This window comes from Pandoraea sp., assembly GCF_041919235.1.
Classification (GTDB): domain Bacteria; phylum Pseudomonadota; class Gammaproteobacteria; order Burkholderiales; family Burkholderiaceae; genus Pandoraea.
In genome coordinates, this window is sequence record NZ_JAYRUC010000010.1 from 97,655 (window position 1) to 111,529 (window position 13,875).

Consider the following 13,875-nt stretch of genomic DNA (forward strand, 5'->3'; position numbering starts at 1 on the left):
TGTCCGCCCGGGGCTTCCCGGGTATCGGGGGTATCCGGGAAGCCCGAGAAGTCCGGGGCGTCCGAGCGACGCGGGTCAGGGTCGCGCGGCCGGTATAATGATGCGCAAAATTCGTTCGCCCGACATTGTAATTCAGCCGCCGGTCCCGCGTCCCATTCGGGCGATGTCCGGCACGGCGGCCCCCACTGACTTCTTCATACTCCATGCCTCAGTTGCAACGCGACGTCAGTCTGCGCGAATTCAATACCTTCGGTTTGCCGGCCACCGCACGCTTTGTCGTGACGATCGACAGCGAGGCGGCGCTGCTTGACGCGCTCGCGATGCCTGAACTGAGAGGACTGCCGCGTCTCGTGCTCGGTGGCGGCAGCAATGTGGTGCTCACGCGTGACTTCGACGGTGTGGTGTTCCGAATGGCGATTCGCGGCCGCGAAAGGCTCGCAGACGACGCGCACGCGCGCTATGTACGCGGCGGCGCTGGCGAGGTCTGGCACGCGTTCGTCGACTGGACGCTTGCGCACGACTGCCCCGGCCTGGAAAACCTCGCCCTGATCCCGGGCACACTCGGTGCGGCGCCCATCCAGAACATCGGCGCCTACGGGCTGGAACTCGCCGAGCGCCTGGCCCAGGTGCGGGCGCTCGACACGACGACGGGAACGTTCGTGACGCTCGCGCGCGACGCTTGCACGTTTGGCTACCGTGACTCTCTATTCAAGCGCGAACCGGGGCGTTACATCATCGTCTCGGTCACCTTGCGACTGCCGCAGCCGTGGCAACCCGTCACCGGCTATGCGGACGTGTCGCGCACGCTCGCACAGGCGGGCATCGATCGGCCGAATGCGCGGCAGATCTTCGATGCCGTCGCGGACATTCGTCGTCGCAAATTGCCCGATCCATCCGAACTCGGCAATGCGGGCAGCTTCTTCAAGAACCCTGTGGTGGATGCGGCAACGTTTGCCGCGCTGCGCGAGCGATTCCCGCAGGCAGTCGGCTACGCCCAGGCGGACGGCACCTGGAAAGTCGCCGCCGGCTGGTTGATCGATCAATGCGGCTGGCGCGGCAAGTCGCTGGGACAAGCGGGCGTGCATGAGCGCCAGGCGCTGGTGCTCGTCAATCGCGGCGGCGCGAGCGGGGCCGATATCGTTGCGCTCGCGCGTGCCGTGCAGGCCAGCGTGCGGGCGCGCTTCGACATCGCGCTCGAGCCCGAACCGGTCATGCTTTGATCGCGGTGGCGTCGGGCAGGCGCTGCAGATAGTCGCGCCGCAGATCGACGGTGGAACGCACGCCGACGTCTGCAAAGTGCTCATCGAGCCAACGGCTTGCGGCGTCACGTCCACGGTCGCGCAGTGTGGTGAGGAAATGCCAGTCGGTCACGAATTTCGTCGATGACGACAAATCGTACAATTCCTTGTCTGCGCGAATCGAGTGAATCAGCGGATACTTCAGACGCTTGCGAAACTCGGGCTTGAGCCATCCTTCGTCGATCAGTTTGTGCACGAAGGAAATGGCGCGGAATTCGCGTTGCAGCGACGCGTTGAACGTGATCTCGTTCACACGGTTCATGATCTGCCCCGGCAGCACTGGCTTCTCTTTACGCTCGATCGGGTTGATGTGGACGATCAGGATGTCGCTCGTGAGCGTCTCGTAATAGAACGGGTAGAGCGCCGGGTTGCCCAGATAGCCGCCGTCCCAGTAAAACTCTTCGTCGATTTTCACCGGTTTGAACAGCCACGGCAGGCACGCCGACGCCATTGCAACGTCGAGCGTGATTTCATGCGTGCGGAAGATGCGGATGTTGCCGGTGCGGATGTTGGTTGCCGAAACGAACAGATGCGTCGCGGTGCTCTCGCGCAGCCGCTCGAAATCGACCTGCGCTTCAAGCACGGTGCGCAGCGGGTTGATTTCGGCCGTAGGTTGCGAGAATGGCATCATCCATTGCTGCATGCTCTGCATCCAGTCGTGCCAGACGGGGTACTCGGTCGGCCGGCCGTTGAGCCAACTGAAGACGGTCTGCGCCCATGCGCTCGCCGACGAACCCGCCTGCGACACGCCGAGCCAGAAACCGTGCAGCGCTTCACGCGCCTTCTCGCGCGGATCGACGCCCGGACGATCCAGCAGTCCATGCGCCAGTACAACCGCGTTCATGGTGCCTGCCGAGGCGCCGCTGATCCCCTCGAACTCGAGACGTCCGTCCTCAAGCAGTTTGTCGAGCACGCCCCACGTGTACGCGCCGTGTGCGCCACCGCCTTGCAACCCCAGGTCGATGCCTTTTCGCTTCGCGGGGCCGCGACGACTGCGCTCGGGCTTCGTGGATCGAGAGGGGCCGGATGTGGGGCGAGCCTCGGATGTCCCGGCGCTGCCCTTTGCGGCAATGGTCGCGAGGGCGTCGTCCGTGACGGGCGTGCGCTTGCGCGCGCGAGGGGCGGCGGGTTTTCTCGGCGCCTTCACGGTTTGTGCGGGGCGCGTGAGTCCGTCTGGCGGGAGCAGCGGCACGTCGCTCGGTTCGAGGTCGGTACTCGCGCCGTTGTGCGGGGCCGTGGTGGAAGCGCTCAGCGCAGCGGGCTGGGCCGTGTCCAGTGCATCGGCAGGGGTTACAGAGGACAGGTCGCCGGCAGCAGGGTTGGCAGATTCGGGGGGCAGACTCGACATAGTGAGTAGCGGCGCCGGGCCGCGCTGAACCGGCCGAGAGGGCCATGACGCGGGAGGTCCCGCGTCATGGCGATACTGGCCGGTCGGTTAGCCGTAGTGGCAAACGTAATCGAGCGTCTCCACGACCTCGATATCGAACTTGCTATTACCCGGCACGGAGAATTGCTGACCGGCGGCGTATTCCTGCCATTCGGTCTGACCGGCCAGGCGAATGCGGCAGCGGCCGCCCGTGACTTCCATGATTTCAGGCGCATCGGTCCCGAACTGGAGCGTGGCCGGAAAGATCACGCCCAGTGTCTTGCGAGTGCCGTCCTGAAACAGAACGGTGTGTGAAACACACTTGCCTTCGAAATAGGTGTTGGCACGCTTGATTACGGAAACGTTGTCGAACTGCGTTGCGTTTTGCGTCATGACCGAATGCGGTGTCGAATGCGACGGAAAGTCGCGATGGATCGTCGATAAGCCTGCTCCGACGGAGCAAGCGTGAATTCATGCTAGCACGTTTCAGACGTCCACCCGTCGCCGGTTTGTGCATTGCACAACGAATTTGCCTCGTTTTGGTGCAAAACATGAAACGCTCTGACGGACCTGACGGACCTGACGGACCTGATGGACCTGATGGAGTGCAATGTGCTGCAATGAAACGCACGCCGATGAACGACGGCGGCGCGACAGTGATGATAGCGGAACGCTAAGAGCGGTGGGGCGGTGGGGCGGTGGGACGGCGGGGGGGATCGGGGCGCGTGGCGGGCGGTCGATGTTCGGCGAAGCGCCCGGACAGCATTGCGCGAGTCCGGGCGTTGATTGCACTGCGGGGCTGGCTGTTACGCTGTTACACGCGACCCAGCATCAGGAACTCCATGAGTGCCTTTTGTACGTGCAGACGGTTCTCCGCTTCATCCCATACCACGCTCTGCGTGCCGTCGATCACCTCGGCAGACACTTCTTCGCCACGATGTGCGGGCAGGCAGTGCATGAACAGGGCGTCGGGTTTCGCGCGCTGCATCAGATCGCCGTTGACGCACCATTGCGCGAAGGCGGCTTTGCGCACCTCGTTTTCCGCTTCGAAGCCCATGCTCGTCCAGACGTCGGTCGACACGAGATCGGCGCCTTCGCAGGCCTGGCGCGGATCATCGAATTCGCGCACGAACGGGCGGGCCGATTCGGCCACCCGAGCGTGATCGAGACGGTAACCCGGCGGCGTGGAGATGTTGAACTGGAAGCCGAAGATCTCGGCGGCCTGAATCCAGGTGTACGACATGTTGTTGGCGTCGCCAATCCACGTCACGGTTTTGCCCTTGATCGGCCCGCGATGCTCAAGGTACGTGAAAATGTCCGCCATGACCTGGCACGGATGATATTCGTTGGTCAGGCCGTTGATCACGGGCACGCGTGAGTGTTGCGCGAAGCGCTCGAGAATCTCCTGACCGAAGGTGCGAATCATGATGATGTCGGTCATTCGCGAGATCACCTGGGCGGCGTCTTCGATCGGCTCGCCTCGGCCAAGCTGCGTGTCGCGCGTGTTCAGAAACACAGCGTGTCCGCCCAACTGGTGAATCCCCGCTTCGAACGACAGGCGTGTGCGGGTCGAGCTTTTCTCGAAGATCATCGCCAGCGTGCGGTCGTGCAGCGGGTGGTAGGTCTCGTAGTTCTTGAACTTCTTCTTGAGAATGCGGGTGCGCTCGAGCACGTAGTCGTACTCGTCGAGCGTCAGATCCGAAAACTGAAGGTAATGCTTGATGGGTTTGGCGGTGGTCATTTGGATGTTCTGCTGGAGGCCGATATCGCGGGAATTCGAAGGGAACTCGCTCGCTTACGGCACGACGAACAAGCCTTGAGGCCTGTCCCCCGATCAGGCGCGTGAAGGTGTTCTATCGATTGCTGGCTTCAGGGGAACAAGCGCTAGTCTACCAAATCGTTTTGCCGTCACATGAAAAGCGTATGATCGAGCCCGCTGCTGCATAGCCGAAAACGGTTGGCAAGACTGAAAAAAACATCTGCAGCTCGGGTGGGGGACGGGTTTGAGTCTTATATAAGATATAATACCTACTCTGTCGCCGACGCTACCCGCGTATGGCTGGCCAGGTGTTTTTAGAGGTGATTGAGCGATATGACCGACGAGGTTTCCGCGCGCGAGTATTTCATCCAGGGGCTCACCCGGGGTGGCAAGAAGTTCCGGCCGAGTGACTGGGCGGAGCGTCTGTGCGGCGCCGTGTCGTTCTGCGGCCGAAGCAATACCGGCCCGAACGCATACATGCAGTACTCCCCCTACGTGCGTCCGATTATGGTGGGCGACGTCAAATGTGTTGTGGTTGACGAGCGACTGCGCGACATCGAGCCGATGGCTTTTGATTTCGTGATGAATTTCGCCCGTGACAACGATTTGCAACTGACCGAAGCCTGCTTCGTCCCCGACGTCAAGTAATCCCCCCATGGCCGTTGTTCGGCCAGACGTGAGTACCGGGCCTTTGGCCCTGGCTCACCGTCGATCCGCAAGCGCCCTGCCTGTTGTGGGGCCTCGATGTCATCAATGCCTGCGTGCTCGCGGGATATTCCCAGACTTTTCCGTACATGCGGCACGCCGAACAGGGTCGCGTTCGCCTGTAAGCCGCGCGTGCATTCGTCTGCCGCGTCACCCATGGGCGCGCATGCGCCGAGCTTGAGGGCTATATAGAGGGTTGGACACAGAGGACGGACACAGAGGACGGACACAGAGGGTGGACACGGCGGTGGAGGAGGGGGGCTTTGCCGAGCATCCCAAAGAAAAAAGCCCGCATGAAGCGGGCTTTTTAGTGTTCCGACCGTGGTCGGAACCGGCAAGCAACGGGTACTGCTTTGCAGCTTGCGCTGACTTAGGCAGCAGCCGACATCGCCTTGATGGCGGCCGACAGGCGGCTCTTTTGACGAGCGGCCGTGTTCTTGTGGACGATCTTCTTGTCAGCGATGATGTCGATCGTCTTTGCCGACGTGCGCAGCACTTCCTTGGCAGCGGCTTGATCGCCCTTGGCGATAGCCTTGCGGACAGCCTTCACGGCCGTGCGCAGACGGGAACGCAGCGCCGAGTTGTGAGCGTTGATCTTAACGGTTTGACGCGCGCGCTTGCGTGCTTGTGCGGTATTTGCCATGTTCGGTGAATTCCTTGAATTGCTCCGCCTGATGCGGCTTCTATGCAGTTTGGCTCGGCTCCCTGGGAGACACGGTGGCCAGGAAGCAATCCATTGACTTCGAAACCGTCGATTATAGCCGAAGGCCAACGGAAATTGCAACTTCTTTGCTGCGGGGCTGTGCGTATAATACGCGCAACATGAATTTGCTCAAAGCTCTCGCTACGGTCAGCGGTTTTACGATGCTTTCGCGCATCACCGGTCTGGTCCGTGAAATTCTCATCGCGCGCATGTTCGGTGCCGGTCCCATGACCGACGCCTACAATGTCGCGTTCCGCATCCCCAATCTGCTGCGCCGCCTGTCCGCCGAAGGGGCGTTTTCGCAGGCATTCGTTCCAATTCTGGCCGAATTCAAATCGCAGCGTAGCGCGCAGGAGACGAAAACCCTCGTCGATTCCGTCACCACGGTGCTGTTCTGGGTATTGCTGGCGATCACGGTTGCCGGGGTGCTCGGGGCGTCCGGGGTGGTCTATGCCGTCGCGGCAGGCCTCTCGCGCGAGAATGGCACGTTCGACTCCGCCGTTTTCATGACCCGCGTGATGTTTCCATACATCACGCTCATCTCGATCACCACGCTCGCCGCCGGGGTGCTCAACACCTGGCGTCAGTTCTCGATGCCGGCGGTCGCTCCCGTACTGCTCAATATCAGTTCGATCGTCGCGGCGCTCTGGGTCGCGCCGCACCTGAAAACGCCAGTCTATGCCCTGGCCTACGCCGTGATCGTCGGCGGCGTGCTGCAACTGCTCATCCAGCTCCCGGCGCTCGCGCGTATCGGCATGCTGCCGCGCATTACGATCAATATCGCTGCGGCGCTACGCAACACCGGGGTCAAACGAGTGCTCGCGAAGATGGTGCCGGCGACGCTCGCCGTGTCGGTGGCGCAGGTGAGCCTGATCATCAATACCAATATTGCGTCGCACCTCGCGCAGGGCAGTGTGTCGTGGCTCGCTTATGCCGACCGGTTGATGGAGTTTCCGACCGCGCTTCTGGGGGTGGCACTGGGCACGATCCTGCTGCCGAGTCTGTCCCGCGCCCACGCCGACGGCGACACCGCCGAGTATTCCGCCCTGCTGGACTGGGGCCTGCGCCTGACATTCCTGCTGGCGATGCCGAGCGCCGTCGGGCTATTCGTGTACGCCGAGCCGCTGACCGCAACGCTCTATCAGTACGGCCGTTTCGACGCGACTGACGTCGCGATGACGGCGCATGCGCTGACTGCGTATGGCATCGGGTTGGTTGGCCTGATTCTCATCAAGATTCTGGCGCCGGGTTTTTACGCCAAGCAGGACATCAAGACGCCGGTGAAGATCGCCGTGGTGGTCCTCATTGCCACGCAGCTCTCAAACGTGCTTTTCGTGCGTTGGTTTGCCCATGCGGGGCTGTCGCTGTCGATTGGCGTCGGGGCGTGCATGAACGCGGCGCTGCTGTTCGCGGGCCTGTACAAGCGAGGCATCTATCGGCCGGCGCCCGGTTGGCGTTTGTTCTTCGTGCAGTTGCTGGCCGCTTGCCTGATTCTCGCGGGCGTGTTGCTGTGGTTCACGCAGAGTTTCGACTGGGTGGCGCTGGCCGCGCGGCCGCTCTCGCGCATTGCTTTGCTCGGTGCAAGTCTGGTGCTATGCGGCGTGGTGTATTTCGGGGCATTATTCCTCATGGGATTCAACTTCTCCTTCTTCCGCCGACGGACTCGCTAGTGATCACTAACGAGCTGCGTGCTCGGCAGAATCCACGGATACCGCATGGCGAATCGCATTCTCGAGTACTTTGCTGCGCTGGTCGCGTCTGACGACGGTCTGCCACTGACCGAAGCGGCCATCGCAATTGCACAGGACGTCTATCCGGATCTCGACGTGCAGGACACGCTGACCCAGATCGACGCGCTTGCCGCGCGTCTGGCCAAGCGCCTGCCGACCGACGCCGGACCGCTGCAGAAGCTTCAGTTGCTCGATCACTTCTTCTTTCGAGAACTCGGCTTCGCCGTCAACCAGAACGACTATTACGATCCCGATAACAGTCACCTGCACATGGTGCTGGATCGACGTCGCGGTATCCCCATTTCATTGGCCGTGCTGTGCATGGAGATCGGTCACCAGATTGGCTTGCCGCTGCGTGGCCTGTCGTTCCCCGGTCATTTCCTGCTGAGGCTTGCCGTGCCGGCCGGCGACGTGGTCATCGACCCGCTCTCGGGCGACTCACTCTCTCCGCAACGGCTGTTGGAAATGGTCGAGCCCTATCTGAAGCACTATCGAGACGAAAGCGCCGAGCCGATTCAGGAGTTGGCGCTGTGGGCATTGCTGCACCCGTTTCTGGAACCGGCAACACCGCGCGACATCCTGGCGCGGATGCTACGCAACCTGCGAGCGGTTTACACGCAAAGCGAGCGATGGGAACGCCTGTTGGCGGTGCAGGAGCGCATGGTGCTCGTGTTGCCCGACCATCCCGTTGAAAAGCGGGACCGCGGGTTGGCCTATGCGCGTCTCGGGTTGGTACGTCCGGCGCAAGACGATCTCGAACGCTATCTGGGCGAACGTCCCGACGCCGACGACGCCTACGCGATTCGTCAGGTGCTCGATGATCTGAGCCGGCGCCCGGGCAGTCACGGGTAGGCACCGGCCGTGGCGTTGCGCCGGATACACTGGATACGCCAGATACGCCAGATACGCCAGATACGCCAGATACGCCAGATACGCCAGATACGCCCGACACACCGGTTCGCCAGTCACGCCGTCGTCGTGGATGCAAGCGCCCGTGCCTGTCACGACGCTTTCAACCGTTCACGCCGCGCGTCGGGGCCAGGCCGTCAATCATACCGATTGCGCCGCCAACTCCTGGACGCGCCGTTGCAGCCCTCGCTTGTAACCGAAATGAAAGAACACTTCGGCCATCAGGAACATCGGAGCGATGAAAATCTGGAAGACGTTGTCGAGCAGGGCGGGCTTGCGGCCTTCGAAATGATGGCCGATCAGTTGAATGATCCAGCCTCCCACGAAGAGTACGCCAAAGACGGTCAGCCCCCAGGGCCACGACAGTTTCGCCAGATGCTGGGTGATGGCCAGCAGCAACGCGAAAAAGACGGTCATGGCGAGCGCCAGGGGGACATCGAGCAGAAAGTAGTACATGAGCAGCACCAGCACGATCACATGCGCGACGTTCAGTCCGCTCGGGCCGAGCGGCAGCCACGAAAACGCCTGCATGACAGCGAGGATGATCATGGGAACGCCGAAGAAATGCGTGAGACGATTCTTGGGACTTCGGTGATACCGCTGGTAGAACGACATCTGTTGTGCCAGTGATTTCATGCCAGCCTCCTGCCTCGGGGGAACGGGAGAATGCGGGAGCACCGGCAACCGCCCCCGGCGCGTGAGCCGACCGCAAAGTGCGTTCGGCATTCCATTGTAGTCACAGTCCGACCCGAATGACGCGCGATGGCGTCGCGGGCCTGCGAGTTGTCGACGCCTACGGCTCTGCTGCTTGCCTGTTCGCCTGTTCGCCTGTTCGCCTGTTACCGGTTGCCTGTTGCCTGGGGCGATGCCCGCGCAATCGATGTCGCCGCGACAGGCGCTGACGTGCCGCCGACGATCGGGAATTCATTGCGCCGATTGTCCATGGGGCTTGCTTCCTTGGCAAAAAAGGCGGACCAGTGTGACCTGGCCGCCTTTTTCCATGGCGTCATCGACGTCGACCTCACCGGGCAGGGTGCGTGTAGCACCGGGGCACGGGGGGCGACGGTAACTTGCTTACTTCAATGCGTCGAACACGCGCGCACGGATTTCTTCCACGCTGCCCTGACCCGAGATCTTTCGATACTGCGGCGGCGCGACCTTCGCGCCGGGGCTGCCATGCGAAGCCCAATCCGAGTAGTAGGCCACGAGCGGCTTGGTTTGCGATTCGTACACGGTCAGGCGCTTCTTGACGGTTTCTTCCTTGTCGTCGTCGCGCTGCACGAGCGGCTCGCCGGTCACATCGTCCTTGCCTTCGACCTTGGGCGGGTTGAACGTGACGTGATACGTACGGCCCGACGCCGGGTGCGTGCGGCGACCGCTCATGCGGGTAATGATTTCGTCGAACGGTACGTCGATCTCGAGCACGAAGTCGATGGCGACGCCGGCGTCCTTCATGGCTTCAGCCTGCGCAATCGTGCGCGGGAAACCGTCGAACAGATAGCCGGTCTTGCAGTCGTCGGCGCTCAGCCGTTCACGCACCATGCCGATGATGACGGCGTCCGGCACGAGGTCGCCAGCGTCCATATACCGCTTGGCTTCGAGGCCGAGTTGGGTGCCTTCCTTGATCGCGGCGCGCAGCATGTCGCCGGTCGAAATTTGCGGGATGCCGAATTTTTCCTTGATGAAAGTGGCTTGGGTGCCCTTGCCGGCCCCGGGTGCCCCCAACAAAATCAGACGCATCGATGACTCCTGAAAGTTTGTGATTTGCGAATGCTGTGCGTGCGGCGAGCAGGTGCGTTCTCCGGCGATCTCGGGCGGTTACGGGTCCAGCGACCGGCCAACCGCACTGCGCGCAGGCAACGCGCTCGACAGGGCGCGTCGCGCGCGACCGGGGGTCTGCTCGCGAGAATCAGAGCGATTATGCCACGGCGTGCCCGCCCGGCGCCGTTTTGCCGACTCGCGTGCGTTGAGCGGGTGCGATTTCCGGGACGCGTTCGCGCCCGATCCGAAGACGTATCGATGCCGGCGTTCGCGCTCGATGGGGCTTCAGTTTTGCAGCAACGCCCGAACGCGTTCGAGGTCTTCCGCCGTGTCGACGCCGGGCAGCGGTGCGTCGTCGGTCACGAGCACGGCAATGCGTTCCCCATGCCAGAGCGCGCGGAGTTGTTCGAGCGACTCGGCCATCTCGATCGGCGCCTGCGGCAGGCTCGGATAGCTGCGCAGAAATTTGGCGCGATAGGCGTAAAGGCCAATGTGACGAAAAACAGGGGTGGCGGGCGCCGGCAGGGTCGCCGTATCCGCAAGTCCGGCGGACCATGCATCGCGCGACCACGGGATGGGGGCACGGGAGAAATAGAGCGCGCGGCCATGCGCGTCGAGCACAACCTTGACGACGTTTGGAGAAAAAATCTCCGCGTTGTCGGTAATCGGGTGGGCTGCGGTCGCCAGCGCACATTCCGGATGCTCGGCCAGATGTGCCGCCACCGCGTGCACCAGGCGTGGATCGATAAGCGGCTCGTCGCCTTGTACATTGACGACGATGGTGTCGTCGGACCAGCCCTGTTGAACCGCCACCTCGGCAAGACGATCGGTGCCGGTCGGATGATCCGCGCGCGTCAAAGCAACATCGAAGCCGTGCATCGACACGGCATCGACCACACGCTGTGCGTCGGTGGCCACAACGACCTGAGACGCGCCCGACTCACGCGCCCGCTCGGCAACGCGCACCACCATCGGCTTGCCGCCGATATCGGCGAGCGGCTTGTTGGGCAGACGCGTCGACGCGAGGCGCGCGGGCACCACTGCGACAAAATCGACGGGATGGATCGAATCGCTCACGATGCAGATTTGTCGTCTTTCAGCGGCACGGGCGTGCCTTCGACAGATTGGCGCGCCTCATCGGCCAGCATGACGGGGATGCCGTCACGAATCGGATAGGCGAGCTTGTCTGCGTGGCAAATCAGCTCCTGGGCTTTCTTGTCGTACTCCAGGGGGCCCTTGCACAACGGGCAGACGAGAATCTCAAACAGTCGGTTGTCCACGCAATTTCTCCACTACCAGTGAAACGAGGCGTGCATCGAGCGCCGCCTCGGCAGGCACGGCCCACACGCGCGGGTCGGACCAGGTGACGCATTTTACTGCATCCTTTTCGGTAATCAGGATGGCATCGGCCGCGACGCCGTCGAACGGATTCGTCGCAAAGTCGTAATGATCGGGCAAGGCCAGCGTTTCGACTTGCAGGCCCGCGGCACGCAGTGCAGCGAAAAAGCGCTCGGGCGCGCCAATACCGGCCGCCGCCAGCACGCGTTTGCCAACGAAGTGCGAAATCGCCCGAGTCAGGGCGGGCTGGCTCACGCACCAGGCGTTGCCCAGCGTGAGCGTCAATCGCCACGTGCAGGGCCACTCGGGGAGCGTTTTCCCGTACGGATCGTTGATGAGATTGGCGTCGCGCCGCCGCGAGAGCGGCTCGCGCAACGGCCCGGCGGGCAGTAGGAAGCCGTTGCCGCCCAGCCGGTGATCGAACACGGCGATCTCGACATCGCGCGCGAGCGCGTAATGCTGAAGCCCGTCGTCGCAGACAATGACGTCGCATGCCGGATGCGCGGCCAGCAGGGCACGGCCACCTTCGACCCGTGACGGCCACACCCACACCGGCACGCCCGTGCGCTTGGCGATGAGCAGGGGCTCGTCACCGACAGCCTCGGGACGTGCCGTCGCGTCCACTTCCGTCGGGCGTGACAGCGTTGCCCCGTACCCGCGCGAGAGCACACCGGGCGTGTAGCCATGCGCACGCAGCGCGTCCACGAGTGCGATGACGGTTGGGGTTTTGCCGGTGCCTCCTACCGTGAGGTTGCCGACGATGACGACGGGCACCGGCAGCCGCGTCGACGTTCTCCAGCCCAGGCGAAAGCTCAGACGCCGCCATGCCGCGATGGCGGCGAAAATCCACGACAGGGGCCAGAGCAGCCAGGCGATGAGCCCTCTTCGTTGCCACTGCGCGCTCACCCAATGGACCAGCGCGCCCGACAGACGCGGCACCAGCGCGCGCGAACGCGCCCGGCGCGCTGTCCCTGGGCGCAAGGAAGGCGTCGTCATCGGGACGGTTGGCCCGCCGCGTCGTGGGTCGCCGTCGAGCGTGCGGCAAACGTCAGCCGAGACAAGCCGGCCTCGCGCGCAGCCTCCATGACGTTGATCACCGACTGATGGGCGCTCTTGGCGTCGGCGTTAATGACGACGACCGGCGCTTCGGCACCTGCGCTTGCGGGACCGGTGGCTTGACGCAGTGCGTCCGTGAGACTCACGACATCGCGCTTTGCGAGCGCGTGCCGATCGATGGCGTAGCTGCCGTCGGCACTGACCGAAACCACGATCTGACGCGGCGGCACGACGGCCTTTTCCGCATCGGCTGTCGGGAGGTTGACCTTGAGCGCCGTGTAGCGCGTGTAGGTCGTGGTGACCATCAAAAAGATGAGAATAACGAGCAGCACGTCGATGAGCGGGATCAGATTGATCTCCGGCTCGTCGCGCGTGGAGAGACCTCGACGGAAATTCATCGCACGTCTCTCGGTTCAGTGCCGCGGCAGCGTGGCATCGAGAAAATGGATCGCCTGCGTCTCGAGTTCGACCAGAAACGCGTCCACACGGGTGCGATAGTAGCGGTAGAAGATCATCGCGGGAATGGCGATCATCAGACCGAAACCCGTGTTGTAGAGCGCCACCGAAATGCCATGCGCCAGTTGCGCCGGGTCGGTGCCCGTGGCGTCTTGGGCGCCAAAGATCTCGATCATGCCGACGACCGTGCCGAACAGCCCCATGAGCGGCGCGACCGACGCGATGGTGCCCAGCGCAGGCAGAAAGCGCTCCAGTTCATGCGCGACGGCACGCCCGGTCTCCTCCAATGCTTCCTTCGCAGCGTCGCGCGGTCCCTGGGGATTGTGTGCAACGTAGCGAACGCCGGTCGCGAGCACGCGCCCGAGCATGGAGCCGCGCGCCAACGCGTCGGTCGAGTCCTGTTTGGCCGAGCCGCGTCGGGCGAGCGTGATCGCGCTTTCGAGCACACCACTCGGCAGCACGCGTGCGCGGCGCAACGAAAGGGCGCGCTCGACGATCAGGGCGAGCGCGATGACGGAGGCGATGAGAAGTGGCCAGATGGGCCAGCCGGCGGCCTGGATGACGGCGAACAAAGACGACCTCTTGCTTGGTGCGGGGGATGGAGCAAACGAGTCCGAACTGTAGCGTGCAGGGGGGGGATGGGCAAGCACCGTTTTCCACATCACACGAGCACAAGGGTGTGGACAACCGTGGGATACGTTCACCAACCCTTTGACGCGACGCATCTTTTTGGTTTGTGATGAAAAAATGAGCAGCAAAACGTTTCAGAAATGAACACGTCCGCAGATTCACGA

15 protein-coding genes are annotated in these 13,875 nt (G+C 62.9%); 4 read left to right on the plus strand and 11 right to left on the minus strand.

Annotated elements, in window-relative coordinates:
- Positions 1-203 precede the first annotated feature (203 nt).
- A complete protein-coding gene (murB, locus tag ACE3UG_RS10200) occupies positions 204-1,220 on the plus strand; it encodes a UDP-N-acetylmuramate dehydrogenase (protein WP_374623115.1) in 1,017 nt (338 codons plus the stop codon).
- Here the strand turns inward: murB and ACE3UG_RS10205 are convergent.
- The 3 genes from ACE3UG_RS10205 to argF form a co-directional block, all read right to left on the minus strand.
- On the minus strand, positions 1,210-2,646 hold the full coding sequence (locus ACE3UG_RS10205; protein WP_374623117.1) for a patatin-like phospholipase family protein: 1,437 nt from the start codon (positions 2,644-2,646) through the stop codon (positions 1,210-1,212). The genes murB and ACE3UG_RS10205 overlap by 11 nt on opposite strands.
- A gap of 87 nt (positions 2,647-2,733) precedes the next feature.
- Complete coding sequence (locus ACE3UG_RS10210) at positions 2,734-3,057, minus strand: pyrimidine/purine nucleoside phosphorylase (RefSeq protein ID WP_374623119.1); 324 nt, start codon at positions 3,055-3,057, stop codon at positions 2,734-2,736.
- Between the two features lie 421 nt (positions 3,058-3,478).
- Positions 3,479-4,405, minus strand: coding sequence for an ornithine carbamoyltransferase (argF, locus tag ACE3UG_RS10215; RefSeq protein WP_374623121.1), 927 nt, complete (start codon positions 4,403-4,405; stop codon positions 3,479-3,481).
- Positions 4,406-4,756: 351 nt separating this feature from the next.
- On the opposite strand from argF, the gene ACE3UG_RS10220 reads away from it, so the two are divergent.
- Complete coding sequence (locus ACE3UG_RS10220; protein ID WP_374623124.1) at positions 4,757-5,071, plus strand: DUF3579 domain-containing protein; 315 nt, start codon at positions 4,757-4,759, stop codon at positions 5,069-5,071.
- A gap of 427 nt (positions 5,072-5,498) precedes the next feature.
- Here the strand turns inward: ACE3UG_RS10220 and rpsT are convergent, their stop codons facing one another.
- A complete protein-coding gene (rpsT, locus tag ACE3UG_RS10225) occupies positions 5,499-5,771 on the minus strand; it encodes a 30S ribosomal protein S20 (RefSeq protein WP_058375828.1) in 273 nt (90 codons plus the stop codon).
- A 179-nt stretch (positions 5,772-5,950) separates the two neighbouring features.
- On the opposite strand from rpsT, the gene murJ reads away from it, so the two are divergent.
- Both murJ and ACE3UG_RS10235 read left to right on the plus strand, forming a co-directional pair.
- Positions 5,951-7,501 (plus strand): murein biosynthesis integral membrane protein MurJ, encoded by a 1,551-nt coding sequence (gene murJ, locus ACE3UG_RS10230; RefSeq protein ID WP_374623127.1) that lies wholly within the window; start codon positions 5,951-5,953, stop codon positions 7,499-7,501.
- Between the two features lie 45 nt (positions 7,502-7,546).
- Positions 7,547-8,413: a SirB1 family protein gene (locus tag ACE3UG_RS10235; protein WP_374623130.1), complete on the plus strand. Its 867-nt coding sequence runs from the start codon at positions 7,547-7,549 to the stop codon at positions 8,411-8,413.
- 198 nt (positions 8,414-8,611) lie between these two features.
- Here ACE3UG_RS10235 and ACE3UG_RS10240 read toward each other — a convergent pair whose 3' ends face one another.
- The 7 genes from ACE3UG_RS10240 to ACE3UG_RS10270 all read right to left on the minus strand — a co-directional run bounded on the left by ACE3UG_RS10240 (position 8,612) and on the right by ACE3UG_RS10270 (position 13,653).
- Positions 8,612-9,106: a DUF962 domain-containing protein gene (locus ACE3UG_RS10240; protein WP_374623133.1), complete on the minus strand. Its 495-nt coding sequence runs from the start codon at positions 9,104-9,106 to the stop codon at positions 8,612-8,614.
- A gap of 438 nt (positions 9,107-9,544) precedes the next feature.
- Complete coding sequence (adk, locus tag ACE3UG_RS10245) at positions 9,545-10,210, minus strand: adenylate kinase (RefSeq protein WP_374623136.1); 666 nt, start codon at positions 10,208-10,210, stop codon at positions 9,545-9,547.
- Positions 10,211-10,516: 306 nt separating this feature from the next.
- Positions 10,517-11,308, minus strand: coding sequence for a 3-deoxy-manno-octulosonate cytidylyltransferase (gene kdsB, locus ACE3UG_RS10250; RefSeq protein ID WP_374623139.1), 792 nt, complete (start codon positions 11,306-11,308; stop codon positions 10,517-10,519).
- Entirely contained in the window at positions 11,305-11,511 is a 207-nt protein-coding gene (locus tag ACE3UG_RS10255) for a Trm112 family protein (protein WP_374623141.1), read from the minus strand. The genes kdsB and ACE3UG_RS10255 overlap by 4 nt, the downstream gene beginning before the upstream one ends.
- Positions 11,492-12,565, minus strand: coding sequence for a tetraacyldisaccharide 4'-kinase (gene lpxK / locus ACE3UG_RS10260; protein WP_374623144.1), 1,074 nt, complete (start codon positions 12,563-12,565; stop codon positions 11,492-11,494). Before lpxK ends, ACE3UG_RS10255 begins: the two co-directional genes overlap by 20 nt.
- The gene (locus ACE3UG_RS10265; protein WP_374623147.1) at positions 12,562-13,023 is read right to left on the minus strand and encodes an ExbD/TolR family protein; all 462 of its coding nucleotides are present in this window, start codon (positions 13,021-13,023) and stop codon (positions 12,562-12,564) included. Before ACE3UG_RS10265 ends, lpxK begins: the two co-directional genes overlap by 4 nt.
- A 15-nt stretch (positions 13,024-13,038) precedes the next feature.
- Positions 13,039-13,653, minus strand: coding sequence for a MotA/TolQ/ExbB proton channel family protein (locus ACE3UG_RS10270; RefSeq protein ID WP_374623149.1), 615 nt, complete (start codon positions 13,651-13,653; stop codon positions 13,039-13,041).
- Between the last annotated feature and the right edge of the window lie 222 nt (positions 13,654-13,875).